The organism is Halomonas sp. AOP7-B1-5 (assembly GCF_052353045.1).
In the GTDB taxonomy this organism is placed as follows: Bacteria; Pseudomonadota; Gammaproteobacteria; order Pseudomonadales; family Halomonadaceae; genus Vreelandella; species Vreelandella colorata.
Genome location: NZ_JBQTDC010000003.1, coordinates 168029 through 186497, shown reverse-complemented (window position 1 = coordinate 186497; position 18469 = coordinate 168029). Strand labels below are relative to the sequence as shown.

Annotated in this window: 16 protein-coding genes; 7 read left to right on the top strand and 9 right to left on the bottom strand. The window is 57.5% G+C overall.

Annotated features, from left to right (window positions below):
• Positions 1 to 7: 7 nt before the first annotated feature.
• The 7 genes from ACT3XD_RS03185 to ACT3XD_RS03155 all read left to right on the top strand — a co-directional run bounded on the left by ACT3XD_RS03185 (position 8) and on the right by ACT3XD_RS03155 (position 6046).
• On the top strand, positions 8 to 1174 hold the full coding sequence (locus ACT3XD_RS03185; protein ID WP_192536549.1) for a beta-ketoacyl-ACP synthase: 1167 nt from the start codon (positions 8 to 10) through the stop codon (positions 1172 to 1174).
• Positions 1167 to 1661: an ApeP family dehydratase gene (locus ACT3XD_RS03180; protein WP_192536548.1), complete on the top strand. Its 495-nt coding sequence runs from the start codon at positions 1167 to 1169 to the stop codon at positions 1659 to 1661. Before ACT3XD_RS03185 ends, ACT3XD_RS03180 begins: the two co-directional genes overlap by 8 nt.
• Positions 1658 to 2383, top strand: coding sequence for a 3-oxoacyl-ACP reductase FabG (fabG, locus tag ACT3XD_RS03175; RefSeq protein WP_192536547.1), 726 nt, complete (start codon positions 1658 to 1660; stop codon positions 2381 to 2383). Before ACT3XD_RS03180 ends, fabG begins: the two co-directional genes overlap by 4 nt.
• A complete protein-coding gene (locus ACT3XD_RS03170) occupies positions 2383 to 3642 on the top strand; it encodes a beta-ketoacyl-ACP synthase (RefSeq protein ID WP_192536546.1) in 1260 nt (419 codons plus the stop codon). The genes fabG and ACT3XD_RS03170 overlap by 1 nt, the downstream gene beginning before the upstream one ends.
• Positions 3643 to 3715: 73 nt before the next feature.
• The gene (locus ACT3XD_RS03165) at positions 3716 to 4165 is read left to right on the top strand and encodes an excinuclease ATPase subunit (RefSeq protein WP_192536545.1); all 450 of its coding nucleotides are present in this window, start codon (positions 3716 to 3718) and stop codon (positions 4163 to 4165) included.
• The gene (locus tag ACT3XD_RS03160) at positions 4162 to 4752 is read left to right on the top strand and encodes a 4'-phosphopantetheinyl transferase superfamily protein (RefSeq protein WP_192536544.1); all 591 of its coding nucleotides are present in this window, start codon (positions 4162 to 4164) and stop codon (positions 4750 to 4752) included. The genes ACT3XD_RS03165 and ACT3XD_RS03160 overlap by 4 nt, the downstream gene beginning before the upstream one ends.
• Before the next feature lie 148 nt (positions 4753 to 4900).
• Entirely contained in the window at positions 4901 to 6046 is a 1146-nt protein-coding gene (locus ACT3XD_RS03155; protein ID WP_318782726.1) for an MFS transporter, read from the top strand.
• Between the two features lie 64 nt (positions 6047 to 6110).
• Here the strand turns inward: ACT3XD_RS03155 and ACT3XD_RS03150 are convergent, their stop codons facing one another.
• The 9 genes from ACT3XD_RS03150 to ACT3XD_RS03110 form a co-directional block, all read right to left on the bottom strand.
• Positions 6111 to 6890 carry a sulfite exporter TauE/SafE family protein gene (locus tag ACT3XD_RS03150; protein WP_018917656.1) on the bottom strand — a complete coding sequence of 260 codons (780 nt, stop codon included), beginning with the start codon at positions 6888 to 6890 and terminating at the stop codon, positions 6111 to 6113.
• 40 nt (positions 6891 to 6930) lie between these two features.
• A complete protein-coding gene (locus tag ACT3XD_RS03145) occupies positions 6931 to 9249 on the bottom strand; it encodes an ATP-dependent DNA helicase (protein ID WP_192536543.1) in 2319 nt (772 codons plus the stop codon).
• Between the two features lie 11 nt (positions 9250 to 9260).
• Complete coding sequence (locus tag ACT3XD_RS03140) at positions 9261 to 10952, bottom strand: VRR-NUC domain-containing protein (RefSeq protein WP_192536542.1); 1692 nt, start codon at positions 10950 to 10952, stop codon at positions 9261 to 9263.
• Between the two features lie 51 nt (positions 10953 to 11003).
• Positions 11004 to 11378 (bottom strand): hypothetical protein, encoded by a 375-nt coding sequence (locus ACT3XD_RS03135; protein WP_192536541.1) that lies wholly within the window; start codon positions 11376 to 11378, stop codon positions 11004 to 11006.
• Between the two features lie 56 nt (positions 11379 to 11434).
• A complete protein-coding gene (locus ACT3XD_RS03130; protein WP_192536540.1) occupies positions 11435 to 12478 on the bottom strand; it encodes a histone deacetylase family protein in 1044 nt (347 codons plus the stop codon).
• A 77-nt stretch (positions 12479 to 12555) separates the two neighbouring features.
• Positions 12556 to 12837: a GIY-YIG nuclease family protein gene (locus ACT3XD_RS03125; protein ID WP_192536539.1), complete on the bottom strand. Its 282-nt coding sequence runs from the start codon at positions 12835 to 12837 to the stop codon at positions 12556 to 12558.
• Positions 12838 to 12846: 9 nt separating this feature from the next.
• Positions 12847 to 16818 (bottom strand): sensor domain-containing phosphodiesterase, encoded by a 3972-nt coding sequence (locus ACT3XD_RS03120; protein ID WP_192536538.1) that lies wholly within the window; start codon positions 16816 to 16818, stop codon positions 12847 to 12849.
• Between the two features lie 37 nt (positions 16819 to 16855).
• On the bottom strand, positions 16856 to 17845 hold the full coding sequence (locus ACT3XD_RS03115) for a Bug family tripartite tricarboxylate transporter substrate binding protein (protein ID WP_192536537.1): 990 nt from the start codon (positions 17843 to 17845) through the stop codon (positions 16856 to 16858).
• 37 nt (positions 17846 to 17882) lie between these two features.
• Positions 17883 to 18362 carry a YchJ family protein gene (locus ACT3XD_RS03110; RefSeq protein ID WP_192536536.1) on the bottom strand — a complete coding sequence of 160 codons (480 nt, stop codon included), beginning with the start codon at positions 18360 to 18362 and terminating at the stop codon, positions 17883 to 17885.
• Positions 18363 to 18469: the final 107 nt, after the last annotated feature.

The window sequence follows — 18469 nt, the reverse complement described above, 5'->3', positions numbered from 1 at the left end:
GTCTCAGATGCCTCCTTGTCGCCTCCTGCCACCGGCCCTGGTCTGTTCGATCGGTGACGATCTGGCAACCATTGCCGATGCCCTGTTCACTGGCCGTCGTGGGCTTGAGTATGACGACGTGTTTACCCCCGGGCGGCCTTTACCGCTAGGCCGAGTCACGACCTCCCTGCCCGATGCCCAGGCACTGCCGCCAGCGCACCGCTCGCGCAATAACCAGTTGCTGGCTGCCGCTTTGGCGCAACTGGCACCGACGCTTGAGGCTTTTCGCAAGCGGCACCCCCAGGCGCGTATCGGCGTGGTGCTCGGCACCAGTACCTCCGGCATCGGCGAAACCGAAACGGCGCTGGCTGAGCGTCAGCGAGAAGGCCACTGGCCCGACGACTTTCATTACCAGCGCCATGAAATTGGCTCGCCGGCCCGGTTCGTTGCCGAGTGGCTCGGCCTTGACGGGCCAGCCTACACGCTCTCTACCGCCTGTACGTCAAGTGCGCGCGCCCTGGCAAGCGCCAAACGCCTGCTGGCGAGCGGCGCGTGCGATGCGGTCATCGCCGGTGGGGCTGACAGTCTTTGCGGGTTGACCGTCAACGGGTTTGCCTCGCTTGAGGCGCTTAGCGACCGCCCGTCTCAGCCTTTCGCGGCCGAGCGTGACGGTATCAACCTTGGAGAAGCCGCCGCGCTGTTTCTGGTGACGGCGGAAACCGGCGGTATTCAGCTCAGTGGCTATGGTGAAAGCAGCGACGCTTACCATATTTCCGCCCCACGGCCAGATGGCCAAGGGGCCATTCAGGCGATGCAAGCGGCGCTTGCCATGGCCAAGCTGCCCGCCACGGCCATTGATTATCTCAACCTGCACGGCACCGCCACGCGCCAGAACGACAGCATGGAAGCCAAGGCAGTCGCAACGCTTTTCGGCAGTACGTTACCGTGCAGTTCAACGAAGGCCCTGACCGGGCACACACTGGGCGCCTGCGGCGCGCTCGAAGCGGCGTTCTGCTGGCTGACGCTCAATGAGGGCCGCCTGCCGCCCCAGGTTCACGATAGTGCCGTCGACCCAGAACTTGCGTTACTGAATTACGCCAAGACGACGACTCACCAAGGCCGTTGCGCGATCAGCAATGCCTTCGCGTTCGGGGGTAATAACATCGCCTTGTTGCTGGAACGTTTCAATGAATGATTCACTTATGCCCGCACGGCTTGACCTGCCCTGCGATATCGCGCCGTACGTGCCACACCGCCTGGGCATGTGCCTTCTGGATACGCTACTGGCCGTGGGTGACGAACATCTGCATGCCCGCGTCGTACCCCAACCCGACAACCTGTTCGCCACGCCAGACGGTATTCCCGGCTGGGTCGGGTTAGAGTGGCTTGCCCAGGCCGTTGCCGCGTGGGCCGGTGTGCAATCCGTGGCGTCAGGCGATACGCCGAAAATCGGCTTTCTACTCGGCACGCGCCGTTATCAGTGCCAGCAGCCGTTTTTCCCCTTCGATCAGCCAATACGCATCGAAGTGGAGCTCGATTTTCGGGCAGATAATGGCCTGGGCGCGTTTCAGGGGCGCTTGCTAGATGCTCAGCAACAGCTGATCGCTAACGCCACACTCAACGTGTTTCAGCCCGATTCGCAACAGGCGCTGGAAATGATGCAACAAGGGAGCACCCAATGACGAATACCATCCTGGTTACCGGTTCAAGCCGCGGTATCGGCCAAGCTATCGCTTTGCGCCTGGCGCGGGATGGCTTCGATATCGTCGTACATTGCCGCCAGCGTCAGGCAGAGGCAAAAGCCGTCGCAAACCAGATTCGTGATATGGGCCGCAATGCCCGCGTGCTGTGCTTTGATGTTGCCGACAGGGCCGCGGCGCAGCAGGCGCTGGATGCCGATATCGAAGCGCATGGCGCCTACTATGGCGTTGTCTGCAATGCAGGCATTACCGCCGACGGCGCCTTCCCCGCGCTCTCTGATGAGGATTGGGACAGCGTGATCCACACCAACCTTGATGGCTTCTACAACGTCGTGAAACCCCTCGTCATGCCAATGATTCGCCGCCGGGCACCCGGCCGCATCGTCGTGATGTCCTCGGTTTCAGGCATGATGGGCAACCGTGGCCAGGTCAACTACAGCGCTGCCAAGGCCGGGCTGATCGGCGCCATGAAAGCACTGGCCGTGGAGCTGGCTAAACGCCGCATTACGGTCAACTGCGTTGCCCCAGGGTTGATCGACACCGACATGACCGACGACCTGGTTACCGAGGAGGCGCTCAAGCTGATTCCCATGCGCCGCACCGGCACCAGCGAAGAAGTCGCGGCCACGGTGGGCTTTCTATGCTCAGGCGATGCCGGCTATATCACGCGGCAGGTGTTCGCCGTCAACGGAGGAATGTGCTGATGGCAAGCAATGCACAACGCCAGGACAGGCTGGGGCGCCGAGTGGTAGTGACCGGCATGGCCGGCTTCTCGCCTATCGGCAACGACTGGCCAAGCATAAAGGCACGCCTTGAGCGCTTGCAAAACGGCGTTATCCACATGGATGACTGGGAATGCTATGACGGCCTCAATACGCGCCTGGGTGCCCCGGTACGCGACTTCAACTTGCCTGCCCACTATCATCGTCGGGCGCTGCGCAGCATGGGTCGTGGCGCGCAGATGGCCACGCGTGCCAGTGAACTGGCCCTGGAAGATGCAGGCCTGCTGGACACGCCGCTCTTAGGCAGTGGCCAGATGGGGATCGCGTACGGCGCCTCCGCAGGGGAACCCGATGCCGTCGCCGACTTTGGCAATATGTTGATCAATAAGTCGACCGACGGCCTGAACGCCAACTCCTATATTCGCATGATGGCCCACACCGCACCGGTCAATATCGGCGTTTTTCTCGGGGTGCGCGGACGGATCTATACCACCTCAAGTGCCTGCACGTCTGGCAGCCAGGGCATCGGCTATGCTTACGAAGCCATTCGCTTTGGACGCCAGACCGCCATGATCGCGGGCGGCTGCGAGGAGCTTTCGGCTTCCGAGGCGGCCGTCTTCGATACGCTATTTGCCACCAGCACGCTCAATGACGCGCCGCACACCTCGCCGCGCCCCTTTGACGCCGAACGCGACGGCCTGGTGATCGGAGAAGGGGCAGGCACGCTGATTCTTGAGGAGCTGGAGCACGCCCAGGCTCGGGGAGCCACCATTCACGCCGAGCTTGTGGGCTTTGGCACCAACAGCGATGGCCGCCACGTTACCCAGCCGGATGCCAGTGTCATGGAGCAGGCGATACGCCAGGCACTGGAGGATGCAAATTTGCAGCCCGAGCAGATTGGTTATGTCAGCGCCCACGGCACGGCCACCGAGCGGGGCGATATTGCCGAGAGCCATGCGACACACGCGGTGTTCGGCTCAAACCTGCCGATTAGCGCTTTCAAAAGCTTCACCGGCCACACGCTGGGCGCCTGCGGCGCGCTGGAAGCCTGGGTGGCCATCAAGATGATGCAGGAAGGCTGGTTTCACGGCACCGCCAATCTTGACCGCCTTGATGACGCCTGTGCAGAACTCGATTATTTGAACGGCTCAGGACGACACATGCAGTGTGACTACGTCATGAGCAATAACTTTGCTTTTGGAGGCATCAACACCTCGTTGATCTTCCGTCGCTGGTCCTGATGTCAGCATCCTGCTCAGGGCCACTCACACTACCTGCTCTCAGGTACTTAAACCCAGCAAGAAGGAACGCTAAATGAGCCGAGGAATAATGTTAATGGGAGTGCTGCTAGGCGCTCTACTCGTAAGCACGACGAGCCATGCGCGCGACACGACACACATGCTCTCCATTGAGGACGCATTGAACACGCCCGACGCCAGAGCACGGCTCGATTCCAATATTCAATTTATCTTTGGCGACACCCCGCACGGCGAGATCACCGCCGAGTATGGTCCTGCGGTCACAAATAAAAAGACCAATGCCTTCAACAAGTCTGATGTAGAAGCCTGCGAGTGGGTCATGCTCTCGGCGCTGCTCAGCTTGCAAGACCGTGTCAGGGAAGAAGGCGGCAATGCGGTTGTTAATATTGAAAGTTTCTATGACCGCCGCCCGATGTCCTCAACCAGTGAGTACGAGTGCCATGCGGGCGCCATCATGGCCGGTGTCGTGCTGCGAGGTGATGTTGTCACGTTAGCCGACGAATGATCGCCTATCTGGACATTGTGTTGGCCCAAGCCCCCGCTCACAGCAGCGGGGCTTGTTTATCGGCGCTGGGCAGAGAGCTTCTCTCCAGGCTTGCCGACGCGCGTGGCTACCACTGCCCCGTTAGTGAGTGGTCTCCCAGAGGCGGCGGCGCGCCATGGCACCCAGCGCTTCCACCGCCCTGGAAAGCATGTCTCTCCCACCGCGATGGGCGCGTCATTGCAGGTATTTCCACGGCACCGATGGGCATCGACATCGAGCATGCTCGCCTGCGCCATGAGAAACGCTTACCCGAGCTGGTGGCGTGCCTGCCTGAGGCCGACGTACGCCGCAAGATACATCAGTCTGCGGTACCTCTGGACGCCTTTTACCGCGCATGGACCCTCCACGAAGCGCTTTACAAGCTGGATAGCCTGTCCGGCACGCCTTCAAGCCATGTATTGAGCACCCGTCTTGAGCGGCTAGCCGCTGGGGGCGATGTTCATGCCTGGCAATGGCAGCAACAAGGCTGGACCATCAGCCTTTGCACACAGGCGAGTTCGCTTGTAATTCGCGCCCTTCCCCATATCCCTTTTATAAAACACTGCTAACGGACTTGTCGCCGCTTACCCTTCACCATCCATTACTTCCTGGCGGAAAATAGTAGCTTGCTAACGACAGTGCTATCATCGGAGCCTTTGTCATTTCGATGTTTATCCAGGGAAGTTCACCATCAGCCGTTTAGCCCATACCAAAGCCGTGCTGCTGTTTGCCAGCACCATGACCGTGATGTCGGGGGCGATTATCGCGCCTGCCCTGCCGGGTATCAGCCGCCATTTTTCCGAGCATCCGCAGGTGCTGATTCAACTGATCCTGACGCTGCCCGCGCTGATGATTACGCTGTTCAGCCCGCTGATGGGCTATCTGGCCGACCGGTTTGGGCGCAAGCCGTTGCTGCTGTTGATGCTGAGCATTTACGGGCTGGCGGGTGGCGCGGGCTTTCTGATCGATAGCGTCGAGCTCTTGTTGGCCTCAAGGGCGCTGATGGGCGTGGCCGTGGCGGGCATCCTGAGTATCAGCACCACGCTGGTAGGCGACTACCTGGAAGGCTCCGAGCGGATACGCTTTCTGGGGTTGCAGAGTAGCTGCATGGCGCTCGGCGGGGTGGTGTTCATCAACCTGGGCGGCCTGCTTTCCGACTGGAGCTGGCGCGGGCCTTTCTTGCTCTACCTGACCGGCGTGCTGCTGCTGCCTTACGCCTGGGCGATGCTTAGAGAGCCCCATTCACAAGCTGGCGCCAGCGCCATTCACGCAGAAGAGCCGGTCAAGGTCGACTTCGGCCGCACGGCGCTGGCCTACTTCACGGGCATGCTGGCCATGATGCTGTTCTACATGTTTCCGGCTCAGCTCCCCTTTTTACTCTCTGAACAGGGCGAGATCAGCGGCTTGGCCATCGGCGTCGCACTTTCCACCGCCGCATTGACGGCTAGCGTCGTGTCATTCTGCTACGGCTACTACAAACCCTTTTTATCGGTGATCACGATCTATGTGGCCGGGTTTGTGTTAGCCGCTGCAGGCTTTCTGGTCGTCGGACTTACGCACAGCTATGCCATGGCAATTGCGGGCGCGGCCGTCTCCGGCTTGGGCCTGGGCGCCTTTATGCCCAACACCACCGCCTGGCTGATGCGCATTACGCCGCAGCGAGTGCGTGGCCGCGTGTTTGGAGGCTTTACCGCAACCTTCTTCTTCGGCCAGTTTATCTCGCCGATTGCGGTCGCCCCTGCGGTTATCTGGCTGGACTCCTTACGCAACGTCTACACGGGCATGGCCGTGCTCTGCTGCGTGTTGGCCGTGATATTGGCTATTCTAGGCAAGACGCTGTTACGCGCTGATAGCAAGCTCTAAAAGCGGTAGCAACGTTCTTTATGCCAAGCTGCTCTCATTCCCCACCGTCCTGATGACCTACTCATCAGGACGGCGAAAATACCAGCCCAATAATGCTGACAAAGATCAGCACCGCGCCCAGCACCCGGAAAAACACCGCCGTATCGGCTTTGACGATATAGCGGTGTGCCCGCTCGCCCAGCAGATGACCGGCAAGCGCACAGGGCAATAGCCACAGCTGGTGAATCAACTGTAGATCCACGCCGGCAAACAGAAACGAGATCATCTTGATCACGACCAGAATAAACCACAGCACGAACATGGTATCGCGCAGCTGTTCCTTGACGACATGCGAGGCAAACACGGCCACGATCAGCGGCGCACCAATCAGCGACGTACCGCTGACATAACCACCCAGCGCCAGCAGCACATAGTCGACATACTTGTTGTTGCTCTTGAAGGGCTTATTGAGCACATAGCCGATGGCGTAGACCAGCACGATGCCGAAAATAATGCCGGTCATGATATTGGCAGGCAGCGTTAACAGCCCCACTACCCCAATCAGCTTGGGGATGATCATGACTTTCAGAGCTTTGCGTAAATAGCCCCAATCAATATTGCTCTCAACAGAAGCGTTGCCGTTCTCCCGCTTTAATTGGCGGTTGCCCTGCCAGGCAATCCAGCTGGAGAAGATCAGTAGGTGAACGGCGATAATCGGCAGGAAAAGCAGCGGGTCATTAACAACCAGTAATAGGAATGGCAACGCCAGCACCGCGCCGCCAAACCCCAGGCTGGTTCTGACAAAACCGCTCCAGGCAAAGATCAAACCGATCAACGCATACTGGTACCACAACAAATCCGCCATTCACTTGCTTCCCTGGTTATCAAGCTGGTTATAAAGCTAGTTATAAAAAACTGTATTGCCTGCCTATCGCCCACCAGCTGGGTAACAGCGCCTGCACGCTGGTGTGGGCAAAACGATCATCCATTAATACCACAACCCCCCCATCAGAGGGGCTGCGGATTACCCGCCCGGCGGCCTGTACCACCTTGATCATCCCCGGAATACGGTAGGTGTAGTCATCGCCTTTGCCAAACCGTGCCGTCAGGCGCGCTTTGAGGGCTTCGTTGAAAGCGTTAAACGGGGGTAGACCCAGCGTTGCGATAAACGCTCCAATCAGCCGGTCGCCGGGCAGGTCCACCCCTTCAGCAAAGGCGCCGCCCAATACCGCAAAGCCGATGCCACGGCCGCCCGGCGTAAAACGCTGCAAGAATGCTTCGCGCTCGGCTTCACGCATGCCCGGCGTTTGGGCAAACACGGGGACGTCAGGGTGCTGTTGGCAGAACCGCTTAAGCGCGGCTTCGAGGTAGGTAAAGCTACTGAAAAACGCTAGATAATGGCCCGGCGCCTGCTCATATTGCTGGGCCATTTCGGCCACCATTGGCGCAAGCGACGCCTCCCGGTCGCGAAAGCGGGTCGAAATATCTCGGCGAATGCGCACTTCAAGCTGGCGGGCTACAAAAGGTGAGCAAACCTCACGCCACACCGTGTTTATCGGCAGACCCAGCAGATCGCGGTAGTAGTGGGCCGGTGTCAAGGTGGCTGAGAACAGCACGGCGCTATGCGCGGCCTTGAAGCGCGGCGCTAAAAAGTCCGCCGGTATCAGATTACGCAGGCCGATTAGCGCCTTCCCTCGGCCTTTTAAGGTGAGATCACACAGCGAGTGATCGCCGAAATTCTCCGCCAGGCGGCAAAACGCTAACGCCTCAAACAGTAGCTCCTGGAGTTCAAAAGAGGCATCTTCGGGATGCTCGCCCAAGTGATTGGTGATCGAGGCGGCAGCGTTCTGAAGGGCGCCCACCAGCTTATCGGGCAGCGTCTCAAGCAGGTGATAGTCTGCCCGTCCCGTATCATCCGGCTTACTGTCAGCAACGTCTTTCACCACCGCCTGCCACTGCCGGCCAAGGCTTGCCAGTGAGCGGCCAAGGGCTTTCGGGGCGCTGCGTTTTACGCGGTTGAAGCGCTGCTGATCAAGCTCGGCGCTGTACATGCCGCGTGCCCGCTCCACCAGGTTATGTGCTTCATCCACTAGAAGCCCCACCCGCCAATCATCGGCCTGGGCCAGGCCATGAAGCAGCGCATGGCGATCAAACCAGTGGTTAACGTCGCCCACGATGACATCCGCCCAGCGCGCCAATTCCTGGCCCAGGTAATACGGGCAAATGCTGTGAGCAAGCGCCACCTTGCGCAGCGCGTCGCGGTCCCACCAGCTTTCAGCCACGGCGGCCTGGCGCGCAGCGGGTAGCCGGTCATAAAAGCCCGCGGCCAGTGGGCAGGCCTCGCCGTGGCAGGCGGTTCCCGGGTACTCGCAGGCTTTCTCCCGCGCGATCAGTTCAAGTACGCGGGGCGCCTTGCCGCATGGGTTGTCATCCGCTTCGGCCTGGAGGCGCAACTGTGCCAGGGCATCCAGCGCCAAACGCCGCCCCGGGGTCTTCATGGTCAGAAAGGCGATGCGGTCAAGGCGCTGGCGGGGCATGGCGGTGAGCATGGGAAACAGTGTGGCCAGCGTCTTGCCGATCCCGGTAGGCGCCTGAGCCAGCAGGCAACGACCGGTGCTGGCGGCTTTGTAAACATCTTCGGCCAACTCGCGCTGGCCAGGGCGAAACGTAGTATGAGGAAATTGAAGGTCGTTTAACGTCGCATCGCGATTTTTACGATGCGCCGCTTCCTGCTCGGCCCAGGCAATAAAGCGCTCGCACTGGGTGGTAAAGAACGCCTCAAGCTCGGCTGCCCGCGCTTTTTGACTCAGCAAGGTCTCTTTTTCGGTGGCGATATCCAGATACACCAGCGTGAGCGTCACTTCATCCAGGCCGCGCGCTTTGCATAACAGGGCGCCGTAGATTTTTACCTGTGCCCAGTGCAGCGCGCGCTGGTTATCGGCCATGCGCTCAAGGTTGCCGCGATAGGTCTTGACCTCTTCCAGACGGTTTTCGGCAGGCGCATACCCATCGGCGCGCCCAGTGACGGTCAAGCTTTTATAGGTACCGGAAAGCGGCATTTCGGCAAGGTAGTCATCGCCCCGGCGGCTGGCGACCAGGGTATGCCCGGCAATACCTTCCTGGGCGCTGGGTGACGGGGTGAAGCGGTGGTCCAGATCACCTTCCCGGGCGGTGAAGTCACACAGCGCACGAACGGCAACCCGATACTCTGCGGCGCTACTCATCGCGTCCTTGGTCATAACGCCGCTGGCGAGTCAGCCAGCCACTGCACGTAGCACACCGCAACCGGGATATGTTGCTGATGAAAAAACGCCAGCCAGCGGCGCTGGTTATCCTGCAGCCGGTCACCGGGGCCTTTTACCTCAATAAGCCGATAGCGGGGTTCACTGGGTGGCGCGTTGGGCAGAAACTGGATCAAGTCAGGCAGCCCTGCTCGGTTAGCCTTTATGTCCTGTAAGAACCGCTCAAAACAGACTTTTAAATGAGTAGCGGGCAGGCACTCAAGCGCCAGCGCTAAAAGCGTTTCATCCAGCAACGGCCAGTGCACAAAGGGTGACGCCAGGCCGTGCTTCTCCTGCCAGGTTGTATGAATTTCCCGCCGGTAGCTACCATCCTCCAACCGGGCCAGGCACTCATCGAATAGCCCACGCCGCCGGTCGACGAAATCTTCACGATGTAGATCGGCAGGGCCGCTATGAAACGGATGAAAAAAGGCCCCCGGTAGCGGAGCAAAGATGGCAGGCCAGCAGAGCAGGCCAAACAACCCGGTGATTAAGGTATTTTCCGCGTAATAAACCGGCGCGTCAGGTGAGCTGACATGCTGGGCGACAGCACGCTCCACCGACTGAGGGCCGGGAAGCATTAGCTCCCAGCGCGTATAGGCTGGCTCGCGCACGGGCGGCTGCGCGTCAATTTTCAGCTTCTTGCGCAGCCGGGGCAGTAACCGGGCGAGCGCCTGGGCTTCGGTTTCATTAGGTGTCAGGCTTTGCGCGTTCATCGCCAAGTCAAACGCTTCCTGATACCTGCCCAGGCGCTCTAATACGCGCAGCTGGCGGATACGCGCTTCGCTACTCTCGGCTTGGGCATACAGTAAAACGGCCTGCTCGGCTTGGCCGCTGCGCTCCGCTTCACGCCCCAGTTGCAGCAGCAAACGGGCACGGCGGGTAGCAAGCCAGGCGTTATCGGGTTTGGGCGGCAGCTCAAGGCTCAAGTGCTCAACGGGTTCGCCATCATCCAGACGCTGGCGCAGGCGGTGTAGCGCCAAATAGGCATCCACTTCTTCACGCTGTTGAAAAGCACGCGAGGTAGGGGTGAACGGCACGTTTTCAAACCGCTGTAAGCCAAGCTCAGTGAGTACGAACTCGGCCCAGTCCTGGCGCAGGTTGCCAAAGAACATCAGCCGCAGCCGGTCGCAGATATCCATCACCTTAAGGCGCACGATGTTATCCGATGCCGTTGGCCACCACTCGGTTAACGGTTTTATCTCGGTGAGCTGAGGTGTTAGCGTGGCCTGAAGCACCGCCTTGCCAGCGGATGAGGGGAGCCCGGCGTCGCGCATGGGCGTTGCCAGTGCTGAGCGCAGCTCGGCCAAGCGCAGCTGATGAAACAGCTCTTCCCCACTGAGCGCCGGAGCGTCAGTTACCCAGCCAAGCGCTACCAGTGGGGCAAGTGCCGTAGCGGTATCGCCTATTTCGGCGTAGTTGAGTTTGGATACTCGAAATAGCTCGCCCTTGCGCATCACCATGCGCACAAGCAACGCCTGCGAGGCACGGGGTAGTGTCGCAAAGCGGTTCAGAAAGGCAAGTTCATCCGGCGCCAGCAGATCAGCATGGCGTTCGCCCACCCAGGCCAACACGAAGCGAAAATTGGTCAGGTAGTAGAAGGGATCATCAAGCGAGGCGGTAACAACGGCAGGAGCACTGTTCATCCATCCATTGTATCAGCGTATAACCACACGCCACCAGCTTTCCAGCGGGGGCTAGCCCACGCGGTGCTGCATCAATACTTCAAGTGCTTGATCCGCCTGCTTTTGCGAAGCGTCTACCGGTTCCGACGATGTAGTCGTGCGGCTTCTGGCGATGGCTTTCGGCCCACCACCCACCAACACGTACCATTCGGCCTCGGTCAGGTAGCGCTGGCACCAGCGGCCCAGGCCATCGGCCACCACTTCCCGGCTTTGCTCGCCACCGCGAAAGCCGTGGGCCAGGTAAAGCAGGTCCTGGCGAGCGGTGCGCGCACGCGCATTGCCGCCGTGCACCTTGGAAAGCGGGCAGCGCCGGTCGTAGGCCGCGTTGGTCAAGGCGTAAAGCCAACGCTCCAATTCATGTGCCTGAATACCGCCGTAAACTGCCACGCCTGCGCTCCCTGCCCGTTAATGGGGCATTAGCCTGCCCGAATAACGGGCGGCTGTCATCTATCCTGCGAGTTTTCCCGCTCAAAACCTTGTAATACATTGACTACGTTGACACCTATTTCTTCTACCGCATAGCCCCCTTCCATCAAAAGGGTAGTGGGCAGGCCGGCTGCTGCCAAGCGTTGGCCCAGGGCAATAAAGTCCTCGCTCTTGAAAGTGAACGCGCTGATCGGGTCGCCCTCGAAGATATCCACGCCTAGCGAGACAATCAAAAGCTCACACTCATGCGTTTTAATGGCCGCTAGCGCCTGCTCCAAACGCTGCATCCAGTCGGCGGCGCTAGTGCCCGGCGCCATGGGGTAGTTGAGGTTGAACCCCTCCCCTTCGCCCATACCGGTTTCGTCGGCGTAGCCCAGGTAGTAGGGAAAGGTTACGTCCGGGTCGCCGTGTAGCGAAGCAAACAGCACATCGCTGCGTGAATAGAAAATTTGTTGAGTGCCGTTGCCGTGATGAAAATCCACATCCAGCACTGCCACGCGGCGCTTGCCTGCATCCAGCGCGTACTGGGCGGCGATCGCCGCGTTATTGAAAAAGCAGTAACCACCAAACTGATCAAACGCGGCGTGATGCCCTGGCGGCCGACACAGCGCAAAACTGGGCTCCTGGGTTTCAAGCGTATGCGATATGGCGCCTAATGCGGCATCCTTGCTTCCCATGGCAGCACTGAAAGTGCCTTCAGAAATCGAGGTTTCCGCCGCCAGGGCATAATAGCCCAGCTGTCCGCTAATCGAGCGGGGAATGTGGTCTCCGCGCATAGACCGGGCAGGCCAGATGTTGGGTATCGCTTCCCCCTGATGACCGGCAACCTGCCACGCTTGCCAGCAGGTTTCCAGAAAGCGTACGTAGCCCGCATCGTGAACGGCGCGTACCGGCTCAAGGCCATAGGCATCGGGGTTACACACTTCAAAGCCAGCCTGACGAATATGCTTAAGCACCAGATCAATACGCTCAGGACACTCGAAAGGTCTGACGAGCGCCCCATCATGAAGCTCCGTACGCGCCTGGCGTAAGCGGCTATCCTCAGAAAAAAACGTCAGCATGCTGGCTCCTGAATCAGTGGCGGCTAAGCGTCTAAAGCGGGCAGGACTCGCTTTAGCGCCGCTATTTAGCGTATATGTTAATCCACTTCTATTGCATGCGGCCAACACATTGCCCAGCGGCGTTTTTGAACAGGGGTTTGCTGCTTCAACTGATACTCTGCCCGGCTTGCCGCAGCCCTATCTTCAAACGGCTGGGCGCCAAGCAGTGCCGTTGGTGGGTTAGCGCGAGTATAGCGCGCCCCTTTACCCGTGCAGTGGGCCCGGTAGCGTTTGGCAATATTATTGGTGATGCCCACATAAGTTCCCCGCTGGCACTCCAACAAATAGACATACCAAGGGCTTGATGAGGATAACGACATCCCTACTCCTTAACGGGATAGATTGTTAACGAACGTTTTAAGCGCTTCTATGGGCATCGGCCTGGCCAATATGTAGCCCTGGAATATATCGCACTGATAGCTCAAAAGACGCTGGTACTGCTCTTCAGTTTCCACCCCTTCAGCCACCACTTTAAGCCCCAGGTGATGCGCCATAGAGATAATTCCTTGCACAATCGCCGAATCATCTTCGCTGTTAGTAAGCTCATGAATAAAGCTGCGGTCGATTTTCACCGTGCTAATGGGCAAATCCTTGAGGTAACTAAGGCTTGAATAGCCTGTTCCAAAGTCATCAATAGAGACCTCAATGTGCATACTGCGCAGCGCATGCAGCGTGTCAATCGCGCCTTCCGTGTTATCCATTAAAATGCCTTCCGTCAGCTCCAGACTTAACTGCTCGGCAGGCAGGCAGGTGGTTAAGAGGGTTTGACGTAGCGTGGCAAGAAAGCTTGAACGCTGAAACTGTAACGGCGACAGATTAACTGCGGCGCGTATTTCACCCAGCCCCTGCTTAGCCAGTGAGTGCATATCCAAGCAGGCGCGCTGGAGTACCCATTCGCTAATCGGAATAATCTGGCCCGTCGTTTCAGCCAAAGGAATAAACCGGGCCGGCGAAATAAAGCCTTTTTCAGGATGCTCCCAGCGCAGCAGCGCCTCAACGCCCACTAGTTTATTTTCCCGATCCATCAGCGGCTGGTAGTGCAGTGAGAACTCCTCACGTTCAATGGCTTCTTGGAGATCGTTGCGCAACACCATGCGTTCACTGACCGTGTCGGTAAACGCGTGGATATACCATTCGTAAGCGTTACGCCCTTGCTGTTTGGCCTTATACATAGCCATATCCGCCTGCTGAATCAGCGTTTGCGGCTGAAGCGTGTCCTCCTGGCTAATAGCAATGCCGATACTCGCGGTCAGATAAAGCTCATGGGGCTCAATACGGTAAGGGCGTGCCAGCATCGGCAGTAACCGCTCAACCAGATCGACGACTTCAGACTCATAATTAATCGATGTCTGTAAAATAACGAACTCATCGCCGCCCATTCGGGCAACGGTATCATCAGGCCCTACTGCGCTGGAGAGTCTTCGGGCAACCTCAACCAGGACTTGATCGCCAACCGCGTGTCCCAGGTTATCGTTGATCGGTTTGAAGTCATCTAAATCGACAAACAGTACGGCCAGCCGCTTTTTATGTTGGCGAAGGAGAGAAAACTGCTTAAACAATGTTTCTTCAAAAAGCGTGCGGTTAGGCAGACGGGTCAGGTCATCGTGGGAAGCGTGATAGGCCAGCCGCGCTTCATAAGCCTTATGCTTGGAAATATCATGCTGCACGCCGACAAAGTGTGTAACGCGCCCATCTTGGTCACGTACCGGTGCGATGTATAAATCGTTCCAGAACGGCGTGCCATCCTTACGGTAGTTGCATATCGTCACGTTGACTTCGCGGTGCTCTTCGATACAGCTACGAATATGCTGAATAACCTCAGGCTCGCTTCCAGCTCCCTGAAGGAACCGGCAGTTCTTGCCGATGATCTCTTCCTGGCTGTATCCCGTCATAACGGTAAATGCTTGGTTGGCATAGATAATGGGAAAATCAGGCTGTTCGGCATCGGCAATTAAAATGCCGTTGACGCTCGCCTCCACGCTGCGTTCCAGGGTGCGTAACCGAGACTCCTTTTCACGCGCGGCGGTCACTTCCTGGGCAATCGCATGCACGCCTTTAACGGTATTATTCACCATCATGGGCAGGTGAATAATATCCAGCAAATGGAGATGACCCGCGCGGTCCTTGAGCGTCAGCTCATAGCGGTTAATCCCACCTTGCATAGCCGTTTCGATATAGGCTTCTACGCGCGTCACTTCCTGTTCGGCGATAAAAAAGGTGAACGGCTTACCCAGTATTTCTTCAACCGAATAGCCGGTCAGTGACGCGCAGGTAGCGTTGGCCGTAACAAAACAGCCGTTCGCATCCAGCGTAAAGACTGCATCGGGGTGATGGGTAAACAAGGAGCGGTAACGCTGCTCGCTCTCCTCCAGCGAACGCCGCACCTGAAAACGCTCGACGGCTAGCGCCATCAGGCCGGCGGCTTTCTCAATTTGCGCCGTGTCGGCCCCGCTTGGCGTACTGGGCTGCGGGTAGTAAACCCCAAAAGTGCCCGCTAATTGGCCATCTCCGCCATATACGGGGCTCGACCAACAGGAAGCCAGACCCGCTTCTTTGGCCACGCCATGATAGCCACGCCAGCGCTCGTCCTCGGCAATATTGGCGCATATTACGGTGGTTCCTTGGTAAGCCGCGCTACCACAGGCACCGTTATTGGCGCTGATCAAGATGCGCTGTATCGCGCTCCGATAAGACGCAGGCAGCCGACCACCGGCGGCAAATTCCAGATGGGTGCCCGCCTCGTTCACTAGCATGACCGAACACATCGCCTGGGGCAGCTCACGCTCCAGCATGCGGCACAGGCTTTCCAGCGTTTCCTTTAGCGGCTGCTCCTTGGCGATCATGCGCTGAATTGACTGCTGGTCTTCCAGCGACTGACGCGTCTGGGCAAGCTCGCGAGCCCGCGAAACGCTAACGCTAACAACGCCAAGGCTGAACGCCAATAAACCACTAAGCAGCAGGCTCCCTAGCGCCACCGCAAACGACAAAAGGTTTAGCTGATGCCAGTTGAACTGGCTGCCAGGATAAGCATAAAGCTCCATGTTAATGCCACCGGGCAAGCCAATATAGCGTGATGCCAGGGCAAGTTCAGGCGTTTCCATACGGTCAGCTGAGAAGCCAGCGGGGTGCAATTTTATAAGCGTTGTAGCATCACGGTTCACCCTGATCTGGAAAGGCCCCACTTCCAAGCGCAGCTCGTTTTCCAGAAGGGTCGCCAGATCAAAACTGGCAAACAGATAGTGGCCGTTGGCGGCAACGGGGATAACAAATATGGCCTCATGGGGCCGACGGGTATTCGCCATTAGCAGCCGCGGGCGCTCTAGGGGAATTTGCATCCAGGCACGCGTATATTCCTCCTCCAGCTGCTGGCGCAACCATCGCTCCATTTCAGCGGTTCGGCCTACTCCCCAGCTCCAGGTCAGCGCTTGCTGATCCACCAGCGCAATGGCGCTAATACTCGGCGTATCACGCAGATAATTTTGCGCATCATTTTCCAGCAGGTCTAAATCCCAGTATGGCCCCATGGCATTTAAGCGTTCGCCCATGCGCTGCATCAGGCGCAAACGATCATGGGTAGCCCTCTCGATATTTAGCTGCACGTTATCCAATAGATAGGCGGCCTGCTGTTGTAGCGAGGCTTGTTGATAGCTATTCATCAACAGCCAAATAAAACAGCTTATTGTAACGCCCCAGAGCGAAGCCGCGACGGTCACCCGCCCCGGGTTTAAACGTTGCGCCTTGCCGCGCAAACCGGCGGCCAGCATGGCGGTACCTAAAAAGCAGGTAAACACGAGCGCTGTCATGGGTGAAGATGCAAACAGCGGAGAAGCATCGTTTAGCCCAAGCCATAATTTTCCCACCACAAACAGGCCAAGCCCCCATAGGCTCAGCCCACCGGCCACCCATAACCAGCGCCGCCAGGAGGTGGCAAGTCCCAACACAAAGCACACCCCGACCAATAAAAGAAAAACCGCTGACAGGCTGGTAATACGCGGCCCATTGCTTAGCCATGAGTCGCCTCTGCCGCCTTCCAACGTATTATGCACCAAGGTGTAAATGATGATTAATAACAGCGCGAAAGCGCTGACAATCCGGTTTTTTGTCCAGCCTTGAAGCGACGCCAGTAGCGCAATGCCGACCAGAAGAGTGATCAATGCCCCATCGGGCACTAGCGTGGCAAAAAATGGCCGTGTAGGTACGCTGATGCCCACCACTACCCCTACCGTCCCCATGCAAATCAAGGTTGCCGATATCATCAGCAGCAGGGTTTCCAGCGCTAAATGGCGCGTATTAATCGGCATGTCTCTGCGCCTCTTCAGGCATTAATGTTTACAGTGCTTACTGCTCGAAGTGTACTCGCTCTGTTAGCGGTACCAGCTTATGAAATTGCTCATTTAAATACCCGCCATAAGTATCAGGCGCCCGGTAATCAATTAATGAGCCATACTCATGCGTAATTCGGTAGCGCAATGGCACGCTGGCGAGTGCATGCGCTAACGCATCTGCCAAAATGGCAAGGGTTTGAGGCGGCGTGCCTGCCGGTGCAAAAATGCCTCGATCAGTGGTGTGAACCAGATCAATACCCTGCTCACGAAGCGTTGAAACGTCAGGTAGCCCAGGCAGCCGTTCACTCCCTGCCACCGCCAGAGGAACCAAGATACCCGAGGCAAAAAGAAAGCCCGCCGCGGGTAGATTAAGCATGGCAAAATCAATTTCCTGAGCTAGTAAGGCTTCCACCTGAGACGCCGTATCAGGAAAACGAACCAGCTGTACGTCTGAAAGCGAGATACCGCTTTGTTCAAAAAACTGCAGCCAGAATAGATGGTCAGTGGAGTTAGAAATTACTCCAAACATGAGAGGTTTTGACGACGCATCAATTAACGCTTCAATATCGCTGGCCTGTTGGGCCGCATGCCCTGCATACGTAGCCGGAATATTGACCGTGCGCACAAGCAGTGACACGGGCGCAAAATCAGCATGGGAAAATGAGGCTAGCCCCGCCAGGTAAGCAAGGTCGATTGTTTGATGACTGCCGAGCAGGGTATAACCATCGGGCGCAGCATTTCTAACATACTGCGAGCCCCGCATAGCGCCCCGGCCAGGCATATTAACCACAAGAACAGGCTGGCCTAGATAGGTCTGTGCCGTTTCAAAAACATCTCGAAACAGCACATCGGTTGCCCCGCCCAATCCAAAGGGAATGACTACCGTAATTTCGCGTTGCGGGAAGTGATCGTCGGCAACAGCCAACGCCATCGTCAGTAGAAAACTGCTTAAAACGCCTATTTTAAAGCAATAACGCACACCTACCCTACAACTATACGCCATGCTCCCATCCCCTTATTTTTTTTTAGTTAACGCATAGCTACTCTTTGCAACATAGCTTTAATTTCCGACCGCTACCACAAAAGCAGGAATCATTACGGCGCGGCTTGAGCCGCATCACTTTCGGAGTACCATCCATGTACCACCAGCGGCTCTGCTCAAACACAAAGCGAGAGTTCTCCTCCAGCCTATGCCAGCGGGCGCGCTCTTTGAAATAAGCGAAAAATTGAATATAGCCAACATCGGCCTGAGAAGGACCCTCTTTAAAATCAGGTACTTTTTTAATAATTGATAAACCTTTCCACTGCGTGTAGGGGTCAGGCGAAAGATCAACGGGTCGTGTACTCACATGCCAAGTCGCTAGCAGGTAATCACACAAATTGAGCGCAAAGGCGCTATAGCGCGAGCGCATTAGTGCTTCCGGGGTAGGGGCAAGCTCGCCATTGTGGTAACGGGCACAGCATAAGTCAGTCGACAATCCTGTACCGCAGGGGCAACTTTTTTCAGTTAGAGAAATCATAGAAAGGCTCATATATCACGGTCACTTAAGCCTAACCGATAATTCTTAAAACCGTCCTACACATAGTCTATGTTTTAGTTCGATTTTGGCCCCATGTTAAGCGTATA